The sequence below is a fragment of the Kitasatospora cineracea genome (genome assembly GCF_003751605.1).
In the GTDB taxonomy this organism is placed as follows: domain Bacteria; phylum Actinomycetota; class Actinomycetes; order Streptomycetales; family Streptomycetaceae; genus Kitasatospora; species Kitasatospora cineracea.
This window is the reverse complement of record NZ_RJVJ01000004.1, coordinates 70,840-94,705: the sequence shown is the minus strand read 5'-3', so window position 1 is coordinate 94,705 and position 23,866 is coordinate 70,840. Positions and strand designations below refer to the sequence as shown.

22 protein-coding genes are annotated in these 23,866 nt (G+C 76.2%); 21 read left to right on the top strand and 1 reads right to left on the bottom strand.

Annotation, left to right across the window (positions count from 1 at the left end):
• The first annotated feature begins 73 nt into the window (after positions 1–73).
• The 4 genes from EDD39_RS37995 (at position 74) to EDD39_RS37980 (ending at position 4,307) form a co-directional block, all read left to right on the top strand.
• Positions 74–778, top strand: coding sequence for a 2OG-Fe(II) oxygenase (locus tag EDD39_RS37995; RefSeq protein ID WP_030459996.1), 705 nt, complete (start codon positions 74–76; stop codon positions 776–778).
• Between the two features lie 19 nt (positions 779–797).
• Positions 798–1,787, top strand: a complete 990-nt coding sequence (locus EDD39_RS37990; RefSeq protein ID WP_123564182.1) for an ornithine cyclodeaminase family protein — start codon at positions 798–800, stop codon at positions 1,785–1,787.
• Between the two features lie 54 nt (positions 1,788–1,841).
• Positions 1,842–2,726, top strand: coding sequence for a GNAT family N-acetyltransferase (locus tag EDD39_RS37985; RefSeq protein WP_123564181.1), 885 nt, complete (start codon positions 1,842–1,844; stop codon positions 2,724–2,726).
• A 120-nt stretch (positions 2,727–2,846) separates the two neighbouring features.
• Complete coding sequence (locus tag EDD39_RS37980; RefSeq protein WP_162870354.1) at positions 2,847–4,307, top strand: multicopper oxidase family protein; 1,461 nt, start codon at positions 2,847–2,849, stop codon at positions 4,305–4,307.
• 49 nt (positions 4,308–4,356) lie between these two features.
• Here EDD39_RS37980 and EDD39_RS37975 read toward each other — a convergent pair whose 3' ends face one another.
• Positions 4,357–5,232 (bottom strand): sigma-70 family RNA polymerase sigma factor, encoded by an 876-nt coding sequence (locus EDD39_RS37975; RefSeq protein ID WP_123564180.1) that lies wholly within the window; start codon positions 5,230–5,232, stop codon positions 4,357–4,359.
• A gap of 278 nt (positions 5,233–5,510) precedes the next feature.
• Between EDD39_RS37975 and EDD39_RS37970 the strand changes: the two genes are divergently transcribed.
• The 17 genes from EDD39_RS37970 (at position 5,511) to EDD39_RS37890 (ending at position 23,701) form a co-directional block, all read left to right on the top strand.
• Complete coding sequence (locus EDD39_RS37970; RefSeq protein ID WP_123564179.1) at positions 5,511–6,314, top strand: sigma-70 family RNA polymerase sigma factor family protein; 804 nt, start codon at positions 5,511–5,513, stop codon at positions 6,312–6,314.
• A 141-nt stretch (positions 6,315–6,455) separates the two neighbouring features.
• Positions 6,456–7,526 (top strand): ScyD/ScyE family protein, encoded by a 1,071-nt coding sequence (locus tag EDD39_RS37965; protein WP_162870353.1) that lies wholly within the window; start codon positions 6,456–6,458, stop codon positions 7,524–7,526.
• Positions 7,527–7,708: 182 nt separating this feature from the next.
• Positions 7,709–8,845, top strand: a complete 1,137-nt coding sequence (locus EDD39_RS37960; protein ID WP_123564177.1) for an inositol-3-phosphate synthase — start codon at positions 7,709–7,711, stop codon at positions 8,843–8,845.
• Positions 8,842–9,732: an SCO3242 family prenyltransferase gene (locus EDD39_RS37955; protein ID WP_123564176.1), complete on the top strand. Its 891-nt coding sequence runs from the start codon at positions 8,842–8,844 to the stop codon at positions 9,730–9,732. The genes EDD39_RS37960 and EDD39_RS37955 overlap by 4 nt, the downstream gene beginning before the upstream one ends.
• Positions 9,729–10,571 carry a sugar phosphate isomerase/epimerase family protein gene (locus EDD39_RS37950; protein ID WP_123564175.1) on the top strand — a complete coding sequence of 281 codons (843 nt, stop codon included), beginning with the start codon at positions 9,729–9,731 and terminating at the stop codon, positions 10,569–10,571. Before EDD39_RS37955 ends, EDD39_RS37950 begins: the two co-directional genes overlap by 4 nt.
• Positions 10,568–11,164, top strand: a complete 597-nt coding sequence (locus tag EDD39_RS37945) for an EboA domain-containing protein (RefSeq protein ID WP_208765784.1) — start codon at positions 10,568–10,570, stop codon at positions 11,162–11,164. Before EDD39_RS37950 ends, EDD39_RS37945 begins: the two co-directional genes overlap by 4 nt.
• An 11-nt stretch (positions 11,165–11,175) precedes the next feature.
• Entirely contained in the window at positions 11,176–12,027 is an 852-nt protein-coding gene (locus EDD39_RS37940) for a TatD family hydrolase (protein WP_123564174.1), read from the top strand.
• 3 nt (positions 12,028–12,030) lie between these two features.
• Positions 12,031–13,197 carry a metabolite traffic protein EboE gene (gene eboE / locus EDD39_RS37935; protein WP_123564173.1) on the top strand — a complete coding sequence of 389 codons (1,167 nt, stop codon included), beginning with the start codon at positions 12,031–12,033 and terminating at the stop codon, positions 13,195–13,197.
• A complete protein-coding gene (locus tag EDD39_RS37930) occupies positions 13,194–14,573 on the top strand; it encodes an alkaline phosphatase family protein (RefSeq protein ID WP_123564172.1) in 1,380 nt (459 codons plus the stop codon). Before eboE ends, EDD39_RS37930 begins: the two co-directional genes overlap by 4 nt.
• Before the next feature lie 62 nt (positions 14,574–14,635).
• Positions 14,636–15,814: an FAD-dependent monooxygenase gene (locus tag EDD39_RS37925; RefSeq protein ID WP_123564171.1), complete on the top strand. Its 1,179-nt coding sequence runs from the start codon at positions 14,636–14,638 to the stop codon at positions 15,812–15,814.
• A gap of 189 nt (positions 15,815–16,003) precedes the next feature.
• A complete protein-coding gene (locus EDD39_RS37920) occupies positions 16,004–16,333 on the top strand; it encodes a 4Fe-4S dicluster domain-containing protein (protein WP_244257529.1) in 330 nt (109 codons plus the stop codon).
• Positions 16,330–18,264 (top strand): hypothetical protein, encoded by a 1,935-nt coding sequence (locus EDD39_RS37915; RefSeq protein WP_123564169.1) that lies wholly within the window; start codon positions 16,330–16,332, stop codon positions 18,262–18,264. Before EDD39_RS37920 ends, EDD39_RS37915 begins: the two co-directional genes overlap by 4 nt.
• A gap of 46 nt (positions 18,265–18,310) precedes the next feature.
• Positions 18,311–19,819 carry a type I glutamate--ammonia ligase gene (locus tag EDD39_RS37910; RefSeq protein ID WP_123564168.1) on the top strand — a complete coding sequence of 503 codons (1,509 nt, stop codon included), beginning with the start codon at positions 18,311–18,313 and terminating at the stop codon, positions 19,817–19,819.
• 36 nt (positions 19,820–19,855) lie between these two features.
• On the top strand, positions 19,856–21,142 hold the full coding sequence (gene purB / locus EDD39_RS37905; RefSeq protein WP_035955144.1) for an adenylosuccinate lyase: 1,287 nt from the start codon (positions 19,856–19,858) through the stop codon (positions 21,140–21,142).
• Positions 21,143–21,214: 72 nt separating this feature from the next.
• Entirely contained in the window at positions 21,215–21,820 is a 606-nt protein-coding gene (locus EDD39_RS37900; RefSeq protein ID WP_030460015.1) for a GNAT family N-acetyltransferase, read from the top strand.
• Positions 21,817–22,860, top strand: a complete 1,044-nt coding sequence (locus tag EDD39_RS37895; protein WP_123564167.1) for a C45 family autoproteolytic acyltransferase/hydrolase — start codon at positions 21,817–21,819, stop codon at positions 22,858–22,860. The genes EDD39_RS37900 and EDD39_RS37895 overlap by 4 nt, the downstream gene beginning before the upstream one ends.
• Positions 22,861–22,948: 88 nt before the next feature.
• Positions 22,949–23,701: a response regulator transcription factor gene (locus tag EDD39_RS37890; RefSeq protein ID WP_123564166.1), complete on the top strand. Its 753-nt coding sequence runs from the start codon at positions 22,949–22,951 to the stop codon at positions 23,699–23,701.
• The last annotated feature ends 165 nt before the right edge of the window (positions 23,702–23,866 follow it).

Here is a 23,866-nt window from a genome sequence, read left to right as displayed (position 1 = left end):
CCCCGTTCCCCGGCGGCCCGGCCGCCCGGCCCGCCGCCCCCTCCTCCCCTCAGGAAAGGCACAGGACGACACCGTGACCACGACTCCCGGCGGGTTCGCCGACGGCTGGACGCCGCCCGCGCTGGCCCCCTTCCACTGGCACACCTACGACGTCGGCTCGGTCCTGCCGGCCGGCTGGCGGGAGGAGCTGCTGTCGCTGGCCGCCGCCGAGTCGGTGCGCCACGACTTCCGGCCGACCATGAGCTCGGCCCGGGAGCGCACCGGCACGGTGATCCGGCTGGAGACCGTCAACGGCGAGACGCTGCAGCAGCGCGCGCCCTGGCTGGAGCGGCTGTACCTGGGCTGGTTCCGGGCGCTGGCCGAGCGCACCATCGGCGAGGCCCTGCACCCCACCAGCACCGCGAACCGCTCGCTGAGCCTGAACGTGCTGCGCGGCGACGGCGAGCGCTACCCCTGCCACGTGGACAGCAACCCCGCGCAGGGCCTGCTGTACCTGACCGACTGCACCGAGGAGACCGGCGGCGGCCTGGTGGTGGCCCGCGACCGCACCGCCCGCGACGTCGCGGAGGTGGACCGGGACGCCGGGGTGATCTACCCGCGGGCCGGGCAGCTGTACTTCTTCGACGCCCGCGCGCACGCGCACTACGTGCAGCCGATGCGCGACCCGGACGGCCTGCGGGCCGTGGTGACGATGAACTACTACTCGCAGTCCTGCCCCGAGTCGGTGCGCCCGGCCGGGCTGGACGACCAGCTGTTCGCCGCCGCCGCGGCGCGCTGAGCGGGCGGGGGAGGAGCACGTGTCCATCCGGGTGCTGTCCCACCGGGACGTCCACCGGCTGCTGCCGCCCGCGGAGTGCGCGGCGGCGATGCGGGAGGCGCTGACCGCGCTGGCGGCCGGGCGGATCCACCAGCCCGACCGCCGCCCGGTGCTGGACCCGCCCGGCGCGGCCGGCCTGCTCGGCCTGATGCCCGCCTACCTGGCGGGGGACGAGCCGGCCTACGGGCTGAAGGCGGTCACGCTCTTCCCCGGGAACACCGCCCGCGGCCTGGACAGCCACCAGGGCGCGGTGCTGCTCTTCGACGGCGCCACCGGGCGGGCCCGGGCCCTGCTGGACGCCTCCGCGGTGACCGAGGTGCGCAGCGCCGCGGTGACCGCGGTGGCCACCGACCTGCTGGCGCGCCGGGACGCCCGGGTGCTGGCGGTGGTGGGCACGGGTGTCCAGGGCCGGGCACACGTGCGGGCGCTGGCCGGGGTGCGCGGCTTCGAGCGGATCCGGGTCGCGGCCCGGGACGCGGCGAAGACCCGGCGGGTGTGCGCCGAACTGGCGGCGGAGCTGGGGCGGCCGGTCGAGCCCTGCTCGAGCGTGCGCGAGGCGGTGGCCGGCGCGGACGTGGTGGTGACCGCGACCGACGCGGCCGAGCCGGTGCTGCGCCGGGAGTGGCTCGCGCCGGGCTGCCACGTCAACGCGGTCGGCTCGGCGGTGGCGACCACCCGGGAGCTGGACGGGGCGACGATGGCGGCCTGCGACGTGTTCTGCGATTCCGTCGCCGCGGTGCGCGCCGAGGCCGGAGACTATCTGCTGGCGCTGCGCGAGGGCGCGGTCGGACCGGACCTGCTGCGGGCCTCGCTCGGGGAGGTGCTGACCGGGGCGGCCGCCGGGCGGAGCGGGCCGGAGCGGCTCACGCTCTTCGAGTCGGTCGGCCTGGCCGCCTGGGACCTGGTCGCGGCGCTGCACGCGGTGGCCCGGGCCGAACGGCTGGGCGCCGGGAGCGTCGTGCCGTACTGACCCACGAGGCCGGCGGCACGGACACACGAATCGACAACAGGAGAAAAGTCACCGATGACGGCACGTCAGCAGGACACCCTCGACCACGACGCCGCCTCCCCGCGCGGGTCGGACGGCGCGCGGGCGCTGGTGGAACGGGTGGACCGCTACTGCGACGCCGCGCCCCGACTGGGCGGGCGCGCCGAGGAGTTCGGTCCGTTCACGCTCTTCGTCCGGGAGGACGGCGGCGCCCCCTACTACGCCCGGCCCCGGCCGGGGGCCGGCGGGCAGCCGGCCGCCGCGGACGTGGCCGCGGTGCTGGAGCGGCAGCGCGAACTCGGGGTGCCGCAGGCCTTCGAGTGGATCGGGGAGCTGGCCCCGGGGCTGCGCGGGCTGCTGGAGCAGGCGGGCCTGACCGTCTCCGAGCACCCGCTGCTGGCGCTGTCCCTGACGGACCGTCCGGCGCCCGCCCCGTCCGGCTCCGGGTACCCGGTGCGGCTGGTGGACGCGGACGCGCCGGAGCTGGCCGAGGCGGTCGCGGCGCAGTACCTGGGCTTCGGCGCGCCCGGGACGGCGGTCGGCGACGCCGGGACCGGGGAACTGGCCGCGGAGGCCGGGGCCCGGGAGGCGGACGGCACGGTCGGCCGGGCCCGGGCCCGGCTGCGGTCGGGCGCGACGGTCTTCGCGGCGGCCCTGCACGAGGGGCGGCCGGTCGCGGCCGGCCAGCACAACCCGGTGGACGGCGCGAGCGAGATCGTCGGGGTGGCGACGCTGCCCGCGCACCGGCGCCGCGGGCTGGGCCTGGCGGTGACCGAGGCGCTGCTGGCCGACGCGGCCGCGCGCGGCGCCCGGACGGTGTTCCTGTCGGCGTCGGACGAGGACGTGGCGCGGATCTACGCCTCGGCCGGGTTCCGTCCGGTGGGAACGGCCCTGGTCGCGGAGCGGGAGGACGCGGGCTGAGCGGGGCGGTCCGCCGCCGGGGCCCGGCGGCGGACCGGGTCCGGGCGGACCCGAGCGGGAGTCGACGCGCACTGACCACAGTCGGACACGCATTCGACCACTGCGCATTCGGGGGAATCCGTGATCTCGCGTCGTACCGTCCTCAGAGCCGGCGTGGCAGCCGGCACCACGCTCGGCTCCGCCGGGCTGCTGCTCCCGGCCCTCACCGACGTCGCCCAGGCCGCCGACCTCGACGCGGCGAGCATCCCCCGGTTCACCCGGGCGATGCCCCTGTCGCCGGTGCTCCGGCCGAGCCTGCAGTCGAGCGGCGCGGCCTTCTACCGGATGACGATGCGGGAGACCACCGCGGAGATCGTGCCGGGCCTGCGCACCCGGGTCCGCACCTTCAACGGCAGCTTCCCCGGCCCGGTGGTCCGGGCCGTCTCGGGCCGGCCGGTGGTCATCGTCCAGACCAACGCGCTGGACGTCGACACCGCGATCCACCTGCACGGCGGGCACGTGCCGCCGGAGAGCGACGGCGCGCCGATGGACCTGGTCCCGGCGCGCGGCGGCAGCCGGGCGTACGTCTACCCGAACCAGCAGCCGCACGCGAACCTGTGGTTCCACGACCACGCCCACCACATGGAGTCGGAGAACGTCTTCCGCGGCCTGACCGCCCTCTACCTGATCACCGACGACATCGAGCGGGGCCTGAACCTGCCGTCCGGGGACCAGGACGTCCCGATCGCGCTGCGCGACGCCCGCTTCGACAGCGACGGCCAGTTCGTCTACGTGATGGGCGACTTCCAGCAGCGCAACGTCATCCTGGCCAACGGCAGCGCCTGGCCGTACTTCGAGGTCGAGGCCCGCACGTACCGCCTGCGCCTGTTCAACACCTCCAACCAGCGGTTCTTCAAGATCGGGCTCTCCGACGGCTCGGAGTTCACCCAGATCGGCTCGGACGGCGGGCTGCTGGCCGCGCCCTTCCCGACCACCTCGCTGCCGCTCTCGCCCGGCGAGCGCGCGGACGTCGTCGTCGACTTCTCCCGCTACCCGGTCGGCACCCGGCTGGTGCTGTCCAACGGGCAGGACGGCCCGGACGCGCTGACCGCGCAGCTGCTCCAGTTCCGGGTGGTCGCCGCCAAGGGCCCGGACACCAGCACCGTCCCGGACGTGCTGCGCACGCTGCCCGCGCTGCCGCCGGCCACCGCGTTCCGCGACGTCGCGCTCAGCATGGACGAGGGGCCGGTCGCCCCGGGCACCGAGCCGCAGGGCTACATCAACGGGCGGGTCTACGACCCGGACCGGGTCGACACCGTGATCCCCTACGGCTCGACCGAGGTGTGGACCGTCACCAACACCAACCGCTTCGTCCCGCACAACCTGCACATCCACCTGGTGCAGTTCCGGGTGCTGGAGCGCAACGGCCGGCCGGTGGTCTCGGGCCCGGAGAGCGGCCTGAAGGACACCGTCTCGCTGTTCCCCGGCGAGACGGTGAAGCTGCAGGCCACCTTCACCGGCTACCGCGGCCGGTACCTGTACCACTGCCACCTGATCGACCACGCGGCGATGGGCATGATGGCGACCATGCAGATCGTCTGACCCGCCCCCGGGCCGGGAACCGCGTGCGGCGGCCCCGGCCCGGGCCGGTTCAGTCCTCCAGCGGGACGATCTCCAGGCCGGCCAGCACCGCCGGGTCGGAGACCACCTCGATGGCGGTGATCCGGCCGCCGCCGATGGTGAAGCGCAGCGCGCCGCGGAGTATCCCCTCGGGCGCCCAGACCGCGTGGACGGCGCCGCCGACCAGCGCGGTGCGCGCGCCCTGGGCGCGGCCCAGGAACGCGCCCAGCACGCTCTCCCGGCCGCGCAGCTCCTCGACCGGCCCCAGCAGCGGGACGGCGCGGTCGGCGCGCACCACCACCTCGGGGTCGAGCACCTCCAGCAGGGCGTCGAAGTCGCCGCCGCGGGCGGCGGTCAGGAAGGCGTCGACCACCTCGCGGCGCCGCACCGGGTCGGGGGCCTCGGGGGGCGTGCGGCCCTGCACCCGGCGGCGGGCCCGGCTGGCCAGCTGGCGGGCGGAGGCCGGGGTGCGCTCCAGGATCAGCGCGATGTCGTCGAAGGGCACCGCGAACAGGTCGTGCAGGACGAAGGCCAGCCGCTCGGCGGGCGCCAGGGTGTCCAGCACGACCAGCAGCGCGAGGCCGACCGAGTCGGCGAGCAGGGCCTCGTCCTCGGGCCCGGCGGTGCCGTCGACGGCGGCGTTCCCGTCCCCGGGCCGCAGCTCGAAGGACTCCTCGCGGCGGGAGGTGCGCGAGCGCAGCAGGTCAAGGCAGACCCGGCCGACCACGGTGGTCAGCCAGCCCGCCAGGTTCTCCACCCCGCCGGTGTCGGAGCGCTCCAGCCGCAGCCACGCCTCCTGGACGGCGTCGTCCGCCTCGGCCGACGAGCCGAGCATCCGGTAGGCCACCGCTCTGAGGTGGTCCCGGTGCGTCTCGAAGCGGTCGGCCAGGAACTCTTTCTCGTCCATCCGTGCTCTCTCGTCGCGGGCCTGCCGGTGGCGCGGCGGAACACCTCGGTCCGCCCCGGCCGCCCGGCGGCCGGGGGTGCTCGCGGCGGTCGCCCGGCCCGCTTCCCCCGGCGCCGGGCACCGGTCACGATACGCGGGGCGCGGCGGCTCGGGGGAGGGTCGACCGGTACCCGAGGCGGGGATGCTGCACTGGGCAGCCCCGTCGTCCGCACCGGGCCGTCACACCGGCGCCCTCCCGTCCGTCATCCCCCCGCAGACCCGAGCAAGGATTGAGGCCGATGGACGGACAGGAGTTCCTCGCGGCGCGGTTCGACGGCCACCGCGACCGGCTGGCGGCGCTGGCCCGCCGGATGCTGGGCTCCGAGGAGGGGGCCGAGGCCGCGCTGCGGGAGGCCCGGCGCCGGCTGGCCGGACCGGTCGGCGAACAGCAGCTCGTGCACTGGCTGTCGATGCTGGTGGGGCGGGTGTGCGTGGACGCGCTGCGCGAGCGGCGCGGGGCCGGCGGCCGCCCGCCCCGCAGCGCGGGCGCGGGGGCCGGCGCGGTCGGGCCGGCCCTGCTGGTGGTGCTGGAGTCGCTGGAGCCCGCGCAGCGGCTGGCGCTGGTGCTGCGCGACCTGTACGCGGTGCCGTTCGATGAGATCGCCCGGCTGCTGGGGCACGGCCCGGAGGACGTCTGGCTGATGGTCGAGCTGGCGCACCGGCGGATCCGGGCCGGGGCCCCGCCGCGCGACCTCGACCCGGCGGCCCGGGGCCGGGTGGTCGAGGCGTTCCTGGCCGCGGCCCGGGAGGGCGACCCGGACGCCCTGCACGGGGTGCTGGCCCCGGACGTGGTGGCCCGCTCGGACGACGGCTCGGCGGTGGTGCGCGGCGCGGACGCGGTGGTGCCGGCCGCGGCCTCCTTCGCCCGCACGGCCCGGATCGCCCGGCCGGTGCTGGCCGAGGGCGGCGCGGACGTGGTGGCGGGGGAGGGCCGCCAGCGCCGGGTGATGGCGTTCGGGATCGTCAACGAGATGATCGTCGAGATCGAGGTGGTGACCGACCCCGCCCGGCTGGAGCGGATGGAGCTGGCCCCGCCCGGCTGAGCGCCGCTACCCGGGCCGGACCGCCGCGTCCAGCGGCCGCGACCGGTCGTCCGGCGCTCCTCGAGCAGGTCTGGAGGCGGGGCCTGGACAGTCGTACCGGAACCGGGGCTCCCCCCGGGGAACGACGACGAGGGGATGGACATGTCTGGCTCACGTACGCTCTGGCGGGCGGCCCTGCTGGCCGCGGTGGCCGTGGTCGGGGTGGCCGGCACCTCGATACCGGCGTCGGCCACGCCGAGCCTCCAGGTCATCGCGGACCACCTGAAGAACCCGCGCAAGATCACCGTGCAGTGGAACGGCACCATCCTGGTCGCCGAGGCCGGCGAGGGCCTGCCGGGCTGCGCCGCGGGCCAGACCTGCGCCGCGCCGACCGGCGCGGTCTACCGGGTCCAGGGCACCAGCCAGGGGCGCGTGGTGACCGGCCTGCCGTCGGCGGCCACCATCTCCACCACGCCGGGCTCGCCGGTCCAGGCCATGGGCCCGGTCCAGGTCTTCCCGGACTACTACAACGGCGGCTACACCGTCATCAACGGCTACGACGGCACCACCGGCACCCGGGCGGCGCTCGGTGCGGACGGCGCCAAGCTCGGCACCATCGAGCGGACCTCGGACGGCTCGGTCGTCGCCGACCTGACCGCCTACGAGACCCAGTTCTCGCCGGACGGCCGCGGCCCGGAGAGCAACCCGTACGGCTTCGCGCCCTCCGGCAGCGACTGGCTGGCGATCGACGCGGCCGGCAACGACGTGGTGAAGGTCTCCGGCTCGACCCTGAGCACCCGGGCCCTGCTGCCGGACAACCAGACCGCCAACGGCCCGGTCCAGTCCGTGCCGACCGCGATCGTCCCGGGCCAGAACGGCACCTACTACATCGCCGACATGGGCGGCATGCAGCCGGGCGCCTCGCGGATCTGGAAGCTCACCCCCGGCCAGCAGCCGCAGGTCCTCGCCAGCGGGCTGACCAACCTGATCGACCTGACCACCGACAACAGCGGCAACCTGGTCGCGCTGTCGCTGACCACCGGCTTCGGCGCCAACGGCCCGCTGCCCGGCGCGCTGTTCCGGGTCGACCCGTGCTCCGGCGCGGTCAACGAGATCCCCAGCGGCGGCCTGCTGAACATGCCCACCGGCGTGGCGGTCGGCCCGCAGGGCCAGATCTACATCTCCAACAACGGCAGCACCACCGACGGCCAGCTGGTGCGCCTGCGCTCCTGACCGGGGCGCGGCGGCGGCCGTGACCGCGCGAACGGAGAGCGGGGCCCCGTCCGGCCCCGCTCTCCGTTCGAGTGCCGTTCGAGCGCGACCCAGGCGGTGCTGCCGGAACCGGGGCTACGTTCCGGGAAGCGGTGGCCGGGAACGAGTCCGGCCCGCGTGCCGACCGTCCCGGGGAGAGCGCCATGACCGATCACGCCGCCACGTCCGTGTCCGAGCCCCGGACGGGGGTGTGGTTCATCGGCGCCCGGGGGTCCGTCGCCACCACGGCGGTCGCGGGCTGCGCGGCGGTGGCCGCCGGCCTCGAACCGCCGACCGGGCTGCTCACCCAGGCCCCGGAGTTCGCCGCGGCCGAGCTGCCCGCGCTGTCCTCGCTGGTCTTCGGCGGCCACGACCTGGACGGCTCCCCGCTGTTCAAGCGCGCCGAGGAACTGGCCGAGCAGGGCGTGCTGCCGCACCGGCTGCCCGCCGCGGTGGCGGGCGAGCTGGCCGCCGCCGACGCCCGGATCCGGCCCGGCGGCCCGCTGCCCGGCGACCCGCGCGGCGACGAGGAGCTGATCGAGGCGTTCCGCGCCGACCTCGCCGACTTCGTCCGCACCGAGCGGCTGGCCCGCGCGGTGGTGGTCAACGTCGCCTCCACCGAACCGGTGCCCGATCCCGACGCCCCCCGGCTGCCGGCCAGTTCGCTGTACGCGGCGGCGGCGCTGCGGGCCGGCTGCGGCTACCTCAACTTCACCCCGTCCGCGGGCCTGCACCACCCGGCGCTGCGGGCGGACGCCGAACGCTCCGGCCTGCCGCACGCCGGGCGGGACGGCAAGACCGGGCAGACGCTGCTGCGCGCCGCCCTGGCGCCGATGTTCCGCCAGCGGGCGCTGGACGTGCGGGCCTGGTCGGGCGCCAACCTGCTCGGCGGCGGCGACGGCGCCGCGCTCGCCGACCCGGCCGCCGCGGCGGCCAAGAACACCGGCAAGGCCCGGGTGCTGCGGGAGAACCTCGGCACCGTCCCGCAGGGGCAGGTCCGGATCGACGACGTGCCCGCCCTCGGCGACTGGAAGACCGCCTGGGACCACATCGCCTTCGACGGCTTCCTCGGCACCCGGATGGTGCTGCAGACCATCTGGCAGGGCTGCGACTCGGCGCTCGCCGCCCCGCTGGTGCTCGACCTGGCCCGGCTGGTGGCCCGCGCCCACCAGGCCGGCATCTCCGGCCCGCTGCCGCAGCTCGGCTTCTACTTCAAGGACCCCGACGGCGGCCCGGCGGCGCTGGCCGAGCAGTACGCGGCCCTGCTCGACTTCGCCGCCGCGCTCGGGGCGGCCCGGTGAGCCGGGCCCGCGCCTGGGCGGAACTGCTGCGGGTCTCGGCCCTGTGCACCGTCCCCGGCGACGCGCTGGCCGGCGCCGCCGCCGCCGGGGCCCGCCCCGGCCGGGGCACCGCGCTGGCGGTCGGCTCCTCGCTCTGCCTCTACCAGGCCGGCATGGCCCTCAACGACTGGGCGGACCGCGCCGAGGACGCCGCCGAGCGCCCCGCCCGGCCGATCCCCTCCGGCCGGATCGCCCCCGGCGCGGCGCTGGCCGCCGCCGCCGGGCTGACCGCGGCCGGCGTCGCCCTGGCCGGCTGCGCGGGCCGCGCCGCCGGGGCCACCGCCGCCGCGCTGGCCGCCACCGTCTGGGCGTACGACCTCGGGCTCAAGCACACCCCGGCCGGCCCGGCCGCGATGGCCGCGGCCCGCTCGCTGGACCTGCTGCTGGGCGCCGCGGCCACCCGCCCGGCCGGCCTGCGGGCCGCGCTCGGCCCGGCGGCCGTGCTCGGCGGGCACACCCTGGCGGTCACCGCGGTCTCCCGGCGGGAGACCACCGGCGGCTCGACGGCCGCGCCGCTGGCGGCGCTCGCCGCGACCGCCGTGGCCGGGGCGCTGGCCGGCCGGCCGGAGCGCCGGGCCGCAGCCGCGACCGGGGCCCGCCGGGCCCTGGCCCTGGTGCCGACCGGGTTCGCCGCCTCCTACGCGGCCACCGCGGCCCGGCCGCTGCTGCACGCCGCGCTCAACCCGTCGCCGCAGCTCACCCAGCGGGCGGTGGGCGGCGGCATCCGGGCGATGATCCCGCTGCAGGCCGCGCTCGCCGCCCGGGCCGGGGCCGCGGGCAGCGCGGCGGCGCTGGCCGCCGTGGTGCCGCTGGCCCGCGCCCTGGCCCGGAAGGTCAGCCCGACATGAGCCTGCTGCTGGGCTACGGCACCAACGGGCTGACCGACCTGCGCCTGGACGACGCGCTGGCGCTGCTCGCCGACCTGGGCTACGACGGCGTCGGACTGACCCTCGACCACATGCACCTCGACCCGCTGGCCCCCGACCTGGCCGCCCGCACCGGGCGGCTGGCCCGGCAGCTGGAGCGGCTCGGCCTGCGGGCCGCGGTGGAGACCGGCGCCCGCTACGTGCTCGACCCGCGGCGCAAGCACGGCCCGACCCTGCTGGACGCCGACCCGGCCGCCCGGGCCGCCCGCACCGCTCTGCTGGTCACCGCCGTGCGGGTGGCCGCCGAGCTCGGCGCGTCCGCCGTGCACTGCTTCAGCGGCGTCCTGCCGCCCGGCACCGACCCGGACACCGGGCGGCAGCGGCTGGCCGCGGCCCTCGAACCGGTGCTGGCGGCGGCCGGGCGGGCCGGCGTCCCGCTCGCCCTCGAACCGGAGCCGGGCCAGCTGGTGGAGACCCTCGCCGACTTCCACCGGCTGCGCACCGCGCTCGGCGACCCGCCGGAGCTCGGGCTGACCCTCGACGTCGGGCACTGCCAGTGCCTGGAGGAGGACTCCCCGGCCGACTGCGTCCGGGCGGCCGCCCCGTGGCTGCGGCACGTCCAGATCGAGGACATGCGCCGCGGGGTGCACGAGCACCTGCCGTTCGGGGAGGGCGAGATCGACTTCCCGCCGGTGCTGGCGGCGCTGGACGCCGTCGGCTACCGCGGGCTGACGGTCGTCGAACTGCCCCGGCACTCCCACGCCGGCCCGGACCTGGCGGCGCGCTCCCTGAGGTTCCTGCGAGACGGAGGCATCCGATGACCACCACCGCGACCGCACCGGACGGCCTGCGCGACACGCTGCCGCCGTCCGCGCTGGCCTGGTTCGACGAGGCGCTGGCCCGGGCGGCGTCCGCCGGGGCGGGCGGGCCCGCCGCCTGGGAGCCGCGCTTCGCCGAGGCCGGCCGCCGGTGCGGCCCGGCCGCCGCGGACGCCGTCCGGACCGCCCTGCTGCGCGCCGCCCGGCCCGGCCCGGCGGACACCGCCCGGCTCTACCGGCACGGGTCGGCGGCCGAGCGGCGGGCCGTCCTGCTCGCCCTGCCGGACCTGGGCCTCGCCCCGGCCGAGGGGCTCGCGCTGGTCGAGGACGCGCTGCGGGCCAACGACACCTCGCTGGTGGCCGCCGCCGTCGGCCCGTTCGCGGCCGCCCACCTGCCCGCGCACGCCTGGCGGCACGCCGTCCTGAAGTGCCTGTTCACCGGCGTCCCGGTGGCCGCCGTCGCGGGCCTCGCCGACCGCTCCCGGGGCGACGGCGAACTGGCCCGGATGCTCACCGACTACGCGGCCGAGCGGAGCGCCGCCGGACGGCCGGTGCCCGACGACGTCCGCCGCGTCCTGGCCCTGACCGAGGTGTGAGGAGAACACCCATGCGCATCTTCGACCCCCACATCCACATGACCTCCCGGACCACCGACGACTACGAGGCGATGCGCGCCGCCGGCGTGCTGGCCGTCGTCGAGCCCGCGTTCTGGCTGGGCCAGCCGCGGACCTCGCCCGCCAGCTTCTACGACTACTTCGACGCCCTGCTGGGCTGGGAGCCGTTCCGGGCCGCCCAGTTCGGCGTCGCGCACCACTGCGCGCTGGCGCTCAACCCGAAGGAGGCCAACGACCCGCGCTGCACGGAGGTCCTCGAGGAGCTGCCCCGCTACCTGGTGAAGGACTCCGTGGTCGCGGTCGGCGAGATCGGCTACGACTCGATGACGCCCGCCGAGGACCACGCGCTGGCCGCCCAGCTGCAGCTCGCCGCCGACCACGGCCTGCCCGCGCTGGTGCACACCCCGCACCGGGACAAGCTCACCGGCCTGCGCCGCACCGTCGACGTGGTCCGCGAGTCGGCCCTCGACCCCGAGCGGGTACTGCTCGACCACCTCAACGAGACCACCGTCGAGGCGGCCAAGGACGCCGGCTGCTGGCTCGGCTTCTCCGTCTACCCGGACACCAAGATGGACGAGCAGCGCATGGTGGCGATCCTCGCCGAGTACGGGCCCGAGCGGGTGCTGGTCAACTCGGCCGCCGACTGGGGCCGCAGCGACCCGCTGAAGACCGTGCGCACCGGCGAGGCGATGCTGCGCGCCGGGTTCTCCGACGACGACGTCGACCGGGTGCTGTGGCGCAACCCGGTGGAGTTCTACGGCCTCGGCGGCCGCCTGGACCTCGGCCCGGCCGCCGCCGCGGGCGCCCTGCACGAGGGCAACTCGGTGCTGCGCGGGGGCGAGTAGCCGATGCGCTTCGCCCACCCGGACGGCTCCACCGTCCACCTCGCCTACTGCACCAACGTGCACCGCGCCGAGACCTACGAGGGCGTGCTCGCCCAGCTGGGCGAGCACTGCGAACCGGTGCGGCGGCGGCTGGGCGCGGACCGGCTGGGCGTCGGGCTCTGGCTGGCCGCGGACGCCGCCCGCGCGCTCACCGCCGACCGGCGGCTGGTGGACGCGCTGCGCGCCGAACTCGACCGGCGCGGCCTGGAGGTCGTCACCCTCAACGGCTTCCCGTACCGCGGCTTCGGCGCCGAGGTGGTCAAGTACCGCGTCTACCGGCCCGACTGGACCCACCCGCAGCGCCTGGCCTACACCCTGGACCTGGCCCGGCTGCTGGCCGCGCTGCTGCCCGAGGACGTCACCGAGGGCACCGTCTCCACCCTGCCGCTGGCCTGGCGCGCGCCCTTCGGCGCCGTCGACGCCGAGACCGCCCGGGCCGCGCTGGCCGAGCTCGGCGACCGGCTGGACGAGCTCGCCGAGCGCACCGGCCGCTCGATCCGGGTCGGCCTCGAACCGGAACCGGGCTGCGCCGTCGAGACCACCGCGGACGCGGTCGGCCCGCTGCAGGCGGTCGGCTCGCCCCGGGTCGGGATCTGCGTGGACACCTGCCACCTCGCCACCTCCTTCGAGGACCCGGCCGCCGCCCTCGGCCGGCTGGCCGCGGCCGGCGTGCCGGTGGTCAAGGCGCAGCTGTCCGCCGCGCTGCACGCCGAGCACCCCGACCGGCCGGAGGTCCGCGCCGCGCTCGCCGAGTTCGCCGAGCCGCGCTTCCTGCACCAGACCCGCACCCGCGGGCCCGGCGGGCTGCTCGGCACCGACGACCTCGGCCAGGCCCTGGCCGGGCGGCTGCCGGGCGGCGCCCCGTGGCGGGTGCACGTGCACGTCCCGCTGCACGCCGAGCCGGACGGGCCGCTGGCCTCCACCCTGCCGGTGCTGCGCGGCGCGCTGGCCGGCCTGGTCGGCGGCGAGCGGGCGCTCACCCGGCACCTGGAGGTGGAGACCTACACCTGGCAGGCGCTGCCGCCCGGCCTGCGCCCGCGCACCGACGCCGAACTCGCCGACGGCATCGCCGCCGAACTCGCCCTCGCCCGCGACCTGCTGGTCGACCTGGGACTCAAGGAGTCGCCGTGACCGCCGCCCCGAACCCGCTGCTGGTGCTGGACGTGGTCGGCCTCACCCCGGGCCTGCTCGCGCACATGCCCGCCCTGAGCGCCTTCGCCCGCGCCGGCTCCACCGCCCCGCTGGACCCGGTGCTGCCCGCCGTGACCTGCACCGCCCAGGCCACCTTCCTGACCGGCGCCACCCCGGCCGGGCACGGCGTCGTCGGCAACGGCTGGTACTTCCGCGACCTCGGCGAGGTGCTGCTGTGGCGGCAGCACAACGCCCTGGTGCAGGGCGAGAAGCTGTGGGACGAGGCCCGGCGCGCCCACCCCGGCTACACCGTCGCCAACATCTGCTGGTGGTACGCGATGGGCGCCGACACCGACTTCACCGTCACCCCCCGGCCGGTCTACTACGCGGACGGCCGCAAGGAGCCCGACTGCTACACCCGGCCCGCCGAGCTGCACGACGAACTGGTCGGCCTGTTCGGCCCGTTCCCGCTGTTCCAGTACTGGGGGCCGGGCGCGGGCCTGGCCTCCAGCCGCTGGATCGCCGAGGCCACCGGGCACGTGCTGCGCACCCGCCGCCCCGACCTGACGCTCTGCTACCTGCCGCACCTCGACTACGACCTGCAGCGCTTCGGCCCCGACGACCCCCGCTCGCACCGGGCCGCCGCCGAGCTCGACGAGGTGGTGGCGCCGCTGCTGGAGGAGGCCCGCGCCCTGGGCCGCGGCGTGGTGGTGCTGTCCGAGTACGGCATCACCCGGGCCACCCGCCCGGTCGACGTCAACCGGGCGCTGCGCCGCGCCGGGCTGCTGGAGGTGCACACCCAGGACGGCATGGAGTACCTGGACCCGGCGGCCTCCCGGGCGTTCGCGGTGGCCGACCACCAGGTCGCGCACGTCTACGTCCGCCGCCCCGAGGACCTGGAGGCGGCCCGGGCCGCGCTCGCCGGCCTGCCCGGCGTCGACCTGCTGCTCGACGAGCGGGGCAAGAAGGAGCACGGCCTGGACCACCCGCGGGCGGGCGAGCTGGTGGCGGTCGCCGAACCGGACGCCTGGTTCACCTACTACTACTGGCTGGACGACGCCCGGGCCCCCGACTTCGCGCGGCTGGTCGAGATCCACCGCAAGCCCGGCTACGACCCGGCCGAGCTGTTCATGGACCCCGAGGACCCGTACGTGCGGGTGCGGGCCGCCGCGGCGCTGGCCCGCAAGAAGGCCGGCCTGCGCTACCGGATGGCGGTCGTCCCTCTCGACCCCGCCCCGGTGCGGGGCAGCCACGGGCGCCTGCCGGAGCGGGACGAGGACGGCCCGGTGGTGCTGTGCTCCGAACCCGGGGCGCTCGACGGGCGGGTGCACGCCACCGAGGTGAAGCGGCTGCTGCTGCGACTGGCCGGACTGTGAGCCGGGGGCCGCGGCCCCCGGTCCGGACGACACGACACACACGACGCACGAGGAGCGGACAGATGGACGGATCCACCCTGCGGGTGGCGGTGGCGGGGGCCGGCATCGGCGGCCTGGCGGCGGCGGCGGCGCTGCGGCGGGCCGGGTTCGACCCCCAGGTGTACGAGCAGGCGCCGGTGCTCTCCGAGGTCGGGGCGGGCCTGCACCTGGCCCCCAACGGGAGCCGGCTGCTGCACCGCCTCGGCCTGGCCGGGCGGCTGCGGGAGGTCGCGGTGCGGCCGCAGACCCTGCAGGTGCGGCTGTGGGACAGCGGCCGGACGGTGGCGGCCCAGCCGATGGGCGCGGCCTGGGAGGCGGAGTTCGGCGCCCCGCACTACACCCTGCACCGGGCCGACCTGCACCGGATCCTGGCCGACCAGGTGCCGGCCGGATCGGTGCACCTGGGCCTGCGCTGCACCGGCTTCGCGGAGGACGCGGACGGGGTGCGGATCGACTTCGCCGACGGCACCAGCCGCCGGGCCGACGTGCTGGTCGGCGCGGACGGCGTGCACTCGGTGGTGCGCCGGGCGCTGGCCGGGGACGAGCGCCCGGTGTTCGCGGGCACCGCGGCCGTCCGCGGCGTGGTGCCCGCCGAGCTGGTGCCGGACCTCTCCGCGGAGCACATGTACATCTGGACCGGCCCGGACGCCCGGGTGCTGGCCTGCCCGGTGCGGGCGGGCCGGGAGATGTCCTTCGTCGCGGTGGTGCCGGACACCGGCACCGCCGGGGACTCCTGGAGCCGGCGGGCCGACCCGGCGGACCTGGCGGCGGCCTTCGCCGACTGGGACCCGGCGGTCCGCCGCCTGCTGGCCGCGGCCACCGGGGCCGGCCACTGGTCGCTGTTCGACCGCGAGCCGCTGGCGCGCTGGAGCACCGCCCGCACCACCCTGCTCGGGGACGCGGCGCACCCGATGCTGCCGCACTACGGGCAGGGCGCCAGCCAGGCGTTCGAGGACGCGGTCGTGCTGGCCTCCTGCCTGGCCGGCCGCGGCGAGGGCCCGGAGGGCGTCGCCGGGGCGCTGGCCCGCTACCAGGAGCTGCGCCTGGAGCACACCTCGCGGGTGCGCGCGGAGTCGCTGGGCGGCGGCTCGCAGCGCCTGGGCGGGCGCCGGGAGGGCGAGGTGTCCTCGATGGTGCAGGACATCGCCTGGGTGCAGCGCCACGACGTGGAGCGGGAGCCGGCGCAGGCCGCGGCGAGGTAGCGGGACCCACCCCCGACGGGGCGGCAGCGGCGCACCGGGCGCCGCCGCCGCCCCGTTTCCGCGTGTTCGGCGCGGGCCGTTCTCCAGCAACCTCCGATCGGAATTCCGGAGACGGTCGAGAGAACTCCGTGAGTCTGAAGATGTCCGTTCGAGCAGTGGTCGACACGATGTCGAAAGGTTCTCATGCCCGTGGAAAACAGCGATTCCCCGGCCTCGGCGCCCGGGCGGAACCTGCGGATCGCCACGCGCAGCCGCGCCGACAACTGGAAGAAACCCCCGCGCCGCATCGAGATCTCCGAGTGCATCACCTGCGACACGTGCCTGCGCAGCTGCCCGGAGGAGTTCGGCGCCATCTTCGACCGCGGCCTCGACGTCGTGATCATTCCCGAGCTGTGCTCGGGCTGCCCCTCCTGCGTACTGGAATGCCCCGTCGACTGCATCTACGTCGACGAGGACTGGAAGCCCACCGACGACGCGATGTGGAACCACATCGAACTCACCGCAGAAGGTGCCGCATGACCGAGTCCGCGCCGCGCGACCTCTCGCGTCGCAGTGCCAACGCCCGCAAGCGCCTCAGCCGCCGCCCCAGCCGGCTGGGCACCGTGGCCGGTGCCGCCGTCAAGCCGGACCGGGTGCGCGAGGAGGACGCCGGCTTCCCCGGCCTGCTCGCCGAGGTCTGGCGCAAGGCCGGCCGGGCCGCCGACACCCGGGCGGCCCTCGACGTCCTGCTCACCCTCGACGGCCGGGTCCCGGCCGAGGTCCAGCTGGGCGGCCTGCGCTCGGCGGACGCCGCCGCGCTGCGGATCGTGGCCGGCCTGGGCCGGGCCGAGCAGCACACCGGGGCCGACGAGGACGCGGACGCCGCCGCGGACGGGCGCGGCGCGTTCCTCGGCGAGCTGGGCCTGACCACCAGCGGCCGGGTCGTGGTGCGGGTCCCCTCCCGCCCGCCGCTGGCCAAGCAGCACAAGCTGGTCTCCGGCGTCCTGCGGCTGTCCTGGACCGAGCAGCACCTGGCCGACTTCCAGCGCGAGCTGGCCGCGGCCGAGCAGCGCTTCGCCGACGCCGCCGCGGACAGCCGCCGCTGGCTGGAGCGCCAGGGCCCGGAGGGCCGCGACGCGCTGCTCGCCCAGCTGACCGAGGCCGCCCAGCGCACCGCCCCGTTCATGCTGTACATCGAGGACAACCAGTACACGAACTTCCGGGACACCAACAACGTCACCGGCAAGACCCTGTGGCCCGGCCACCCGGACTGCGCCCTCAGCAGCCTGGTCGGCATGCCGCTGCAGCTGTGGTCCGACCACGACGCGATCATGATCGTCGGCATCGCGCTGCTGATCCGCTCGGCCGGCTACGGCCGGATCGAGGAGGCCAACGGCTCCCAGCTGACCCTGGACAACGTCGGCCAGCTGCTGGAGCGCACCCGCCGCACCTACAACGGCGCGCTCGGCGCCGAGCGGATCCCCGCCGCCCCCTCCGAGGGCGTCGAGGACCTGATGGCGCTGGCCGAGGCGCTCGGCGCGCACCGGCCCGAGGTGGCCGGCAGCGTCCAGCTCTACCGGGAGATCCACGGCGCCCTGATCCACAAGGTGGAGAAGGCCGCCGCCCCGTACGGCGAGCGGGCCACCGCCCTGGACCGGCAGGTCACCGAGCGGCTGCTGGGCGCGCTGCCGCTGACCGGCGGCTCGCTGGACGAGCTGCGCCCCGCGCCGGGCACCGACCCGCTCTGGCTGGCCCGCCCGCACGGCGCGTTCGACACCGGGCTGGAGGCGGTCGTCCACGAGGCCGTCGCCGCGACCACCGACGCCCTGGACGCGGACTTCACCATGAGCCGCGGCCTGCGCTCGCTGCCCGCCCTGGTCCGCGCGCTGCGCGCGGAGGACTGGGACGGCATCACCAAATGGGGCATCACCGACTTCTTCTGCTGCGTGGTGCCCTCCGCGGACGCCGCCCGGCACTTCGGCGGCTCGATCTCCTCGGTCGCCGACACCGCCTGGGCGATGTCCTCGCGGATGCAGTACAACTCCTGGCACTTCATCGCGGGCAACCTGCCGCGGACCGACGCGGTGCTGGGACGCGACCACTTCGTGCCGCCCGTCATCCCCGACATCGCGCACTTCTCCGACCAGCACCACCACGGCCACGTCAACAACATGGTCCGGTTCACCATCCGCAGCCCGCACGCGGTCGAGGTGCTCGGCCGGCGGTTCAACGGGTTCATGGACATGCGGGTGCTGCGCTGCGCCGGCACGCCGTTCACCGAGCAGGAGATGCTCGCCGTGCACAAGGTCTCCGGGTTCATCGCCCGGTCGACCTCGCAGGCGGCGGCCCTCGCCGAGCAGGGCGAGCAGGCCGAGGTCACCTCCTTCGACTCCGAGTGGCACTGGCGGAGCGTCACCGGCACCCCGGTCGAGGCGGCCGGCGCCGGACGGCCGCGGCTGCGGGTCGCCTGAGCCGCCGGCCGCGCCCGCCCCCACCCTCCCGCCGAAAGGACGCCACGTGTTCTCCAGGTCATGGTCGACGCCCGCCGCCGAGGGCAGCGTCGGGACCGCCTCGTTCGTCGCCGGCCACGGCCTGTGGAACGCGGCGCAGACCGCCGCGGCCGAGCGGATCGAGGCCGCCCTCGACGGGGTCGACTTCGTCCGCCTCGCCTTCGGCGACCCGCACGGCCTCGCCCGCTCCAAGACGCTGACCGCCCGGACCTTCCGCGGCGTGCTGCGCAACGGGATGAACTACAGCCCCGGCCCGTTCCTCAAGGACACCGCCTGCACCACCGCGGTGGACTACCGCGGCGAGCACGGCACGGGCGTCGAGGAGCTCGCGGGCCTGGGCAACTTCGTCCTGGTGCCCGACCCGCTGACCTTCCAGGTGCTGCCCGGCGGCGGCGGGCCGGTCACCGCCTGGGTGGTCGGCGACGAGTACCTGCGCGACGGCACCCCGCACCCGCTGTCCTCGCGCGGCGTGCTGCACCGGGTGCTGGCCCGGTACGCGGAGCGGGGCCTGAGCCCGGTGCTCGGCCTGGAGGTCGAGTGGTACCTCAGCCGGCGGCTCGACGACGACCCGGGCAACGCGGGCAACGGCTTCGGCCGGCAGGGCCCGGCGCCCCGGGTGGCGGCGATGAACTCCGGCTACCAGTTCAACCTGGACAGCGCCTACGACACGGTCGCCCCGCTGACCGACCCGCTGGCCCTGGACCTGCTCGCGCTCGGCCTGCCGCTGCGCTCGATGGAGCACGAGATGGGCCCCGGGCAGGTGGAGACCACCTTCGACCCGATGTCCGCGCTGGACACCGCCGACGCGATGCTGCTGTTCCGCACCTTCACCAAGCAGTGGTGCGCCCGCCGCGGCCACCACGCCTCGTTCATGTCGCTGCCCGGCATCGAGGGCGCCGACCCCAGCGGCTGGCACCTCAACCAGTCCGTGCTGGAGGACGCCACCGGCCGCAACCTGTTCGGCGCCGAGGGCCTGTCGGCGGGCCTGTCGCCGGAGGGCAAGGCGTACGCCCAGGGCCTGCAGTCCTGGCTGCGCGAGCTGTTCCTGCTCTCCGTCCCCACCGTCAACGGCTACCACCGGCTCTCCGCGCAGCACGCCCTGTCGCCCACCCGGGTCGGGCTCAGCCTGGAGGACCGCACCGCGATGCTCCGGATGGTCGGCAGCGGCGCCGGAGCGCACCTGGAGAACCGGATCGGCGAACCCGCGGCCAACCCGTACCTGGCCGTCGCGGCCCAGCTGTTCGCCGGCCTCGAGGGGCTCGACGGCGCCCCCGAGCCGGCCGGCGGCGCGCAGCCCGGCGGCGGGTCGGACATCGTCCCGCAGTCGCTGCGCGAGGCGCTGGACGCCTTCGCCGCCGGCCGGGCCGAGCGGCTGCTGGGCGCGCCGCTGGCCGCCTGCCTGGCCAAGCTCAAGGCGAGCGAGGCCGGCCGCTACGAGGCGTGGGCCCGGCAGGCCGCCCCCGCGCCCGGGCAGGTCACCGAGTGGGAGCAGCGCGAGTACTTCGCCGCCTTCTGAGCGTCCGTCACTCCACCACAGAGGTAAGGCTGTCTCATGATTCCTCGTTTCACGCTCCCCGAGATGGCGGAGCTCTTCTCGGACGAGGCCCGGTACGAGACCTACGTCCGGGTCGAGATCCTGGCCACCGAGGCGCAGGTGCAGCTGGGCCGGGTGCCCGCGGCGGTGCTCGACGACATGCGGGCGGCCGCGGTGCCGCGGCCGGAGCGGGTCGCCGAGATCCAGCAGGACCGCGACCACGAGGTGCTCTCCTTCCTCACCGCGTACTGCGAGCAGATGCCGGAGTCCTCGGCCCGCTGGGTGCACCTCGGGATGACCAGCTACGACCTGGTGGACACCGCGCTGGGCCACACCCTGGGCCGGGCCGTCGACGTGCTGTCCGGCACCGCGCAGCGGCTGCGGACCGTCCTGGTCGACCGGTCCTTCGAGCACTGGGACACCGTGATGGTGGGCCGCACCCACGGCATCCACGCCGAGCCCACCACGCTGGGCCACAAGCTGGGCGGCTTCGCCTTCGCCGTCGACCGCTCGCTGCAGCGGCTGGCCGCGGCCCGCGAGGCGGTCGCGGTGGGCACCGTCTCCGGCTCGGTCGGCACGTACGCGCTGATCGACCCGGCGGTCGAGGAGTACGTGTGCGAGCGGCTCGGGCTGGGCATCGAGCTGTCCCCGACCCAGGTGGTCGCCCGCGACCGGCACGCCCAGCTGCTGCAGGCGGTGGCGGCGCTCGGCTCCTGCATCGAGCAGATCGCGCTGGAGCTGCGGCTGCTGCAGCGCACCGAGGTCCGCGAGGTCGAGGAGCGGCGCACGGCCGGCTACCAGGGCTCCAGCGCGATGCCGCACAAGGCCAACCCGACCGGCAGCGAGCTGCTGTGCGGCCTGGCCCGGCTGCTGCGCGGGTACGCGACCACCGCGCTGGAGAACGTCGCGCTGTGGCACGAGCGGGACCTGGCGCACCAGGCGGTGGAGAAGGTGCTGCTGCCCGACGCGCTGACCGTCGCCCACTACCAGGCCGCCAAGGCCGTCCAGCTGCTGGAGAACCTGGCCGTCGACGCGGGCCGGATGCGGGCCAACATCGCCGAGACCCACGGCCTGGTGTGCAGCTCCTCGGTGCTGGTGGAGCTGCTGGAGGCCGGGGTGGAGCGCGACCGGGCGTACCGGGCGGTGCAGGCCGCGGCCAAGCGGACCTCCGAGTACGGGCAGAACTTCGGCGAGGCCCTGCGCGAGGAGGGCATCGAGGCCGCCCCGCGCGAGCCGGAGGCCTTCCTGGTCAACCACCACGTGATCCACAAGCGCTTGGAGATGCTTCGTGACCGGGTCGAATGACCTTGGAAGCCCCTCCGGGCCGCCGCACACTGGCCATCGTCCCCCCGCCGAACCCACCACCGGAGCCCGAACATGAGCTGGTCCGATCACCTCTCCGCCGTCCTCGAGGACGAGCACGTGCGGCTCACCCCGATCAGCGAGGCGGACCGGGCCGGCATCCGGGCCGTGGCCCTCGACCCGGAGATCTGGCGGTACTTCACCGTGGTCGTCGGCGACTCCGACTTCGACGGGTTCTTCGACTCCAACCTCGCCGAGCACACCGCCGGGCGCCGCGCCGTCTACGTCATCACCGACCTGCGCAGCGGCCGGGTCGCGGGCAGCATGAGCCTGCTCGGCTTCGCCGAGAAGGACCGCCGGCTGGAGATCGGGGCGTCCTGGCTGGGCCACGACTTCCGCGGCAAGGGCATCAACCACTGGGCGAAGCTGCTGCTGCTGCGGCACGCCTTCGAGGTGCTGGAGGCCGAGCGGGTCGAGTTCAAGACCGACGAGCTGAACGTCCAGGCCCGCAAGGGGCTGCGCAACATCGGCGCCACCGAGGAGGGCGTGCTGCGCAGCTTCAACTACATGCCGGGCGGGCGCCGCCGGGACGCGGTCTTCTACAGCATCCTGCGCGCCGAGTGGCCGGGCGTGCGCGAGGCGCTGGCCGCCGGACCGAAGAAGGCGGCCGCCGCGGTATGAGCGTCACCCACGTCCGGGCCGCCGGCTCCCCCCGGGAGCTGGGGCGGGCCCACGGCGAAGCGGTCGCGGCCGGGCTGCGCGCCTTCCTCGACGACGGGCTGGCCCGGCTGGGCCGGCTGGTCGACGAGCCGGTGACGCTGGCCGGGCTGCGGCCCACCATCGCCGACTACCGGGCCGAGATCACCGCCGCGCTGCCCGACCTCGCCGAGGAGGTCGCGGGCCTGGCCGAGGGCGCCGGGATCTCCGAGGAGGAGGCCTGGCTGCTGCAGCTGCGCCGCGAGGTGATGAGCCACCACCGGGTGCCCACCGGGGGGGACTGCACCACCTACGCGCGCACCGGCCCGGGCACCCGGCCGGTGCTGGCGCAGACCGTGGACCTGAACGCGGACCTGGACTCCCACCTCGAGGTGGTGCACCTGGCCCGGGCCGGCTCGCCGCGCCGGGTGCTGGTGATCGGCTTCGCCGGCCTGCTCGGCTACCTGGGCCTCAACAGCGACGGGCTGGCGATCGGCATCAACCTGGTCACCGACGGCCGGTGGCGCCCGGGCGTCACCCCGTACCTGGCGATCCGCCACCTGCTGGACGAGGCCGCCGACGTGGACGGGGCGCTGAAGCTGCTGTCCGGCCTGACCCTCTCCAGCTCCCGCAACCTCGTCCTGGCCGACCGGGAGCGGGCGGTCAGCGTCGAACTGCAGGGCACCGGGCTGCGGTTGAACGAGCACCCCTCGCGGGAGGCCGTGCACACCAACCACTACCTGCACCCGGATTTCGTTCCGGCCGACCGGCAGAGCGCCTTCGACCGGATCTCCTCCGACGGGCGGCTGGCCGCGGCGGCCGACGGGCTGGCCGGGCTGGACCCGCGGGCCGGCGCCGAGGAGCACTTCGCGGTGCTCTCCCGCCCGCCGGTGTGCATCGCCGACCACGGCGACTTCCGGATCGAGCGGACGGTGGCGAGCGTGGTGATGTTCCCCGCGGAGGGCGAGCTGCACCTGCGCCCCGGCGACCCGAACCGCTCCGCGACCCGGGTGTACACGGTCTGAGCCGGCGCTGTACCGGGGCTCGACCGCGCGTCGGTAGCGTCGGCGCGACCGCCACGACACGGGCCGTGCAGGACCTTTCGGGGGAGGCATGAGTCAGCTCCAGGCACCAGCCCTGCTGGAACCGTACGCACCCGTCCCGGCCGGCCCCGGCCGGGACGCGGTCCGCCCGCTGCCCGGGGTGATCGGGCGGCGGATCCTGGTGGTGGACGGCGGCGGCGACGACGCGCTGGCCGACCAGCTGCGCCGGCACGGCCACGACCCGGTGGGCGTGCGGCAGGGCGGGGCGGCCCTGCAGGCGTACGGGAGCGCCGACCTGGTGCTGCTCGACCTCGACCTGCCCGACCTGGACGGCCTGGAGGTCTGCCGGGCGATCCGGGCGACCAGCCGCGTCCCGGTGATCATCCTGACCGCCCGGCAGTCCGAGATCGACTGCGTGCTGGGCCTGCAGGCGGGCGCGGACGACTACGTCACCAAGCCCTACCGGTTCCGCGAGCTGGCGGCCCGGATCGAGGCGGCGATGCGCCGCACCCGGTGGCAGCCGCTGGCCGCGGGGGCCCAGGAGATCCGGCACGGCCGGCTGCGGATCGACGTCGGCTCGCGCGAGGTGAGCGTGGGCGGGGCGCGGGTCCCGCTCACCCGCAAGGAGTTCGACCTGCTGTGCCTGCTGGCCCAGCACCCGGACACCGTGGTGCCCCGCAAGCAGCTGCTCCAGCAGGTGTGGGGCGGCTCCTGGTCGCGGCGCACCGTCGACACCCACGTCAGCAGCCTGCGCGGCAAGCTGGGCGGCAGCGGCTGGATCGTGACCGTCCGGGGCGTCGGCTTCATGCTGGGCGAGGGGTAGGCCCGCACCCTCCGGTGCCCGTCCCTCCCCGCCCCCCGCACCCCCCGGGCCCCGCCGGCCCGGGGGGTGCTCCGCGTTCCGGGTCCCCGAGCATTCCTTCACGGCGTTTCCACCGGAATCCGAGCACTGATTGAGCGCCGCCGTCGACCGTGGCGGGACCAGCCC